The sequence below is a fragment of the bacterium genome, assembly GCA_040757115.1.
Lineage (GTDB): Bacteria > UBA9089 > CG2-30-40-21 > CG2-30-40-21 > SBAY01 > JBFLXS01.
This window is the reverse complement of sequence record JBFLYA010000327.1, coordinates 1-3,581: the sequence shown is the minus strand read 5'-3', so window position 1 is coordinate 3,581 and position 3,581 is coordinate 1. Positions and strand designations below refer to the sequence as shown.

6 protein-coding genes are annotated in these 3,581 nt (G+C 36.1%); 2 read left to right on the top strand and 4 right to left on the bottom strand.

Annotated features, from left to right (window positions below; translation table 11 throughout):
- The 3 genes from AB1422_17990 to AB1422_17980 form a co-directional block, all read right to left on the bottom strand.
- The coding region (locus AB1422_17990) for a hypothetical protein (protein MEW6621193.1) at positions 1 to 451 on the bottom strand (451 nt) is incomplete at its 3' end.
- A 376-nt stretch (positions 452 to 827) separates the two neighbouring features.
- The gene (locus AB1422_17985; protein ID MEW6621192.1) at positions 828 to 1,991 is read right to left on the bottom strand and encodes a hypothetical protein; all 1,164 of its coding nucleotides are present in this window, start codon (positions 1,989 to 1,991) and stop codon (positions 828 to 830) included.
- Between the two features lie 62 nt (positions 1,992 to 2,053).
- Complete coding sequence (locus AB1422_17980; protein ID MEW6621191.1) at positions 2,054 to 2,494, bottom strand: response regulator; 441 nt, start codon at positions 2,492 to 2,494, stop codon at positions 2,054 to 2,056.
- A 187-nt stretch (positions 2,495 to 2,681) separates the two neighbouring features.
- Between AB1422_17980 and AB1422_17975 the strand changes: the two genes are divergently transcribed.
- A complete protein-coding gene (locus AB1422_17975; protein MEW6621190.1) occupies positions 2,682 to 3,101 on the top strand; it encodes a secondary thiamine-phosphate synthase enzyme YjbQ in 420 nt (139 codons plus the stop codon).
- On the top strand, positions 3,091 to 3,447 hold the full coding sequence (locus AB1422_17970) for a nucleotide pyrophosphohydrolase (protein ID MEW6621189.1): 357 nt from the start codon (positions 3,091 to 3,093) through the stop codon (positions 3,445 to 3,447). The genes AB1422_17975 and AB1422_17970 overlap by 11 nt, the downstream gene beginning before the upstream one ends.
- Here AB1422_17970 and AB1422_17965 read toward each other — a convergent pair.
- Positions 3,382 to 3,581 (bottom strand): hypothetical protein (locus tag AB1422_17965; protein MEW6621188.1); only part of this gene is annotated, 200 nt, incomplete at its 5' end. The two genes, AB1422_17970 and AB1422_17965, sit on opposite strands and share 66 nt — an antisense overlap.

Here is a 3,581-nt window from a genome sequence, read left to right as displayed (position 1 = left end):
CAATAAAGGTTTCCTTATTTTCTTTTAATGTAGAAGAAAGTAGTAAATAATTGGCATAAGCCATCCGAAACCAGTTTTTCAATATAACCGGTGATTGTGTTTTTCCTTCTTCCTGTATTGAGTTAAATATAACCTGGATGTCATAGAAGATTAATCTGTTTAAGGTGGTATAGAAGGTATTATCTTTTTGTTTCAAGGTTGTTTGAAATTCCGTGTTTAAGTCTATCTCAAATTCTAATTTGATGGTATCTATAATCGGTTTTACATAACCAAGGGAGGTATTAACCTTTTCATACTGTTTTTGCTGGTAGTTTTCTAACATTGATTTATAAACTTTAACCGGGGCAATTTTGACTTCTGCAAGATAAGGTTTGGCTTCAAGGTAAGAGATAGAAAAGATACAGATTAAAACAATAATTGCACTAATAATATAAAATATCTTTTGCATCATTAATTTTCCTTGAAAATCGGGGTTTGGATTTTGGGGTTCGGGGATTCTTTTATTCCCGAATCCCTTTATTTTCATCCCTGTTATTGTGCCATAGGCTCATTAGCGTTCTCCTGAAAATAGACTCCAGACCATAGACCATAGACCAAGGAACGATGAAAAGCAAGTTTATTTCCCCTTAACAAAGGGGGTTAGGGGGTTGTATTCCTCTCTTGAGAGGGGTTAGGGGTGTGTTCCCTCCCCATTTTCATCCCCCTTTGTGCCCCGCAGGGATATGACCGTTTCTCCTTAAATTATTTCCACCTGTGCAATTAGAACATCTTTCTTAATTTTCTACCTGCGCAGGTCGAATTATTTTCTCTATCTTCACTGGTATTATTTAAAAATCCAATACCGTCTCTAAACTTACACCACTATTATCAAGTTTTGGGCTTTCTGTAGTTCGCTGGTATGCGGCTCTGATGAGAAAATGTTCTACTGGTGAAAGGTTAAAACCAATACTGATAGATTTACGGTCACCTTTGTTGGTATCATCTTCTTCCCACGGGTCAAATCTTTCATATCTAATCGCTGGGGCAAAAAATTCAACATATTTTTCTTTTAATATCTTGTAACTGGCGGCAATAAAGAAAGAGGATTGATGAATCTTTTTATCTTGCCGGTAATTTTTTGCGGGGTCAACATCCACACCTATTCTACCAGACTCACAATCTATTGTCCATCGTTCTGAGTTGTATAATAAATGGTAAAATTTATACTCACTACTGTATTTTTCATCTTTATCGTATTTGGCGCCAAAATAAGAGCCCCCAAACTCTAAACCTTTGACAGGAGATAGAGCTAATCTTATGCAAATAGGCTTATCATTATTATTATCCAGGGATTGTCGAGCATCGGTATGAAAATGTTCATACATATAGCCTGCGGTATTGGTTGCCATTTTAATTGCAAGTTTATTGTTTGAATCTTGATGAGAATCCCCGGGGCCGTTACTTATCGAGAGATTATAAAGTAATACAACCTGGTTTTGAACAGGCAATTTGCCAGAAATAAATATACCGGTATCCCACCAACCCGAAGAACGCATTACATTTGAGTAAAGGAAAGGTGCGAGGGTGAACATTCTGAAGATTGATGTCGGATAATAATTTTTGTCCTGCACGCCAATGGGGACGAAGTCCCTGCCTAAGGAGAGATGAAATCGTTCATCAGGCGTCCATAATCCACGCAGTTTGCATATTTTGACACTTTCACCTTTATAAAGCTCGAATTCTGCCTCTGCCTTCAATTCTGGTTTAAGATAGGCGCTGATGTCGATATAGCCACTCATTGGGACAAAAACACTATGACCCGCGAGTTTCGCATCCCCTACATTGGCATACTTACCAAAGGTGTGTGTGCCATAGTCTAAGAATTGACCTGTCAAAAACAGGTGTATTTCAGGCAAACTCTCCGCAGCCCCATACCCCTTTTCTTCTGCAAGTGCAATTGCTGGTGCTGACAGCATCCCTGTAAAAATTAACCCATATATCCACTTTTTCATTTTATTCCTCCTTTGTATGAAATTTTGGTAATCGGTTATATCTTAACTTCAACCTTAACCTTTTATCTTACTCTTGGCACCTTTGAGACCAATGTCCAGTAAAGTTCAAAATGCTCCATAACCGTGACAAAATCATCAAATTTCATTGATTTGGTAATATAAGATACCGCACCATTCTTATAACTTCTGACAATATCTTCCTCTCTATCTGAAACAGTAAGCATAATCACGGGTATAATTTTGTAGACTGGATGTGCCTTAAGTCGTTCCAGGACATCAAAACCACTTAGTTTGGGCATATTGATGTCTAAAAGGATTAGTCCTGGTGTAGGTGATAGGGCATATTTACCCTCTTTAAAAACAAAGTCTAATGCTTCCTGACCATCTCGAACCGTGTAGATGTTATTTGTCAACTTTAGCTTTTTAAAGGTGCGATTGATGATAATAATATCATCCTCGTTGTCCTCCACTAAAAGGATATCGATTGGTTGAAGATTCTCCATTTTTTTCTTTCCTCCTTGTTCTTTTTCAAGACATTACCTATTTTATCAAAAATTTTATTTTATGTCAATAAAAAAATAACTGAAACTTAGTAATGAGTTAGTTATAATTAATGCCTTACACAGGTCGAAAAATTTCTCTTGAAAAATTATACTATAAATGTTATAATACCCAAAACCGGGGTGAAAGATGAAATCAGTTACAGAATATCTATGGTTTGATACTCAGACTAAACGGGCGTATATCAACATTACACCTCAAGTAGAAGAATTAGTGAGGAAAAGTGGGGTTAAGGAAGGGTTATGTCTGGTAAATGCTATGCACATCACTGCCAGTGTTTTTATAAACGATGATGAACGAGGATTGATACAGGATTATGATGACTGGTTAGAGAAAATTGCCCCTCATAACCCGACATCGCAATATCGACATAATCGCACTGGTGAGGATAATGCTGATGCCCACATAAAACGCCAGATAATGGGAAGAGAAGTAGTGGTGGCAATAACAAATGGTAAGTTAGATTTTGGGACCTGGGAACAAATATTTTATGGCGAGTTTGATGGCCAGAGAAAAAAACGGGTTCTGGTAAAAATTATTGGAGAATGATTTTATGAATGTTACCTTTGAAACACTTAAGAAACTGGTAGAAGAATTCATCGCAGAACGGAATTGGCAAAAATACCATAACCCGAAAAACTTAGCTATGTCTATTTCCATTGAGTCGGCAGAATTAATGGAGATTTTTCAATGGCTAACTTTAGAGGAATCTATTGGATTAAAAGATAATAAAGAAAAATTTGAGCAGATTAAGGAAGAAGTAGCAGATATAATTATCTATTGTTTGAGTTTAAGCAATATTCTTAATATTGACTTAAATCAGGCAATTTTAGAGAAGATAGAAAAGAATAAAGCTAAATATCCTACTTTTAAATACAAAGGAAATTTCGAGTAACCTGAAGTTTCTGTAACCGTTCAGGCTATATATCAAAAGTGTAAGAAAGGGGATAAGGAGATAAGAGTGATATGGAGATAAGATAATAGAAATAGATTGAAATTTATAGAAATAGGTAGAAATTGATTGTGGAA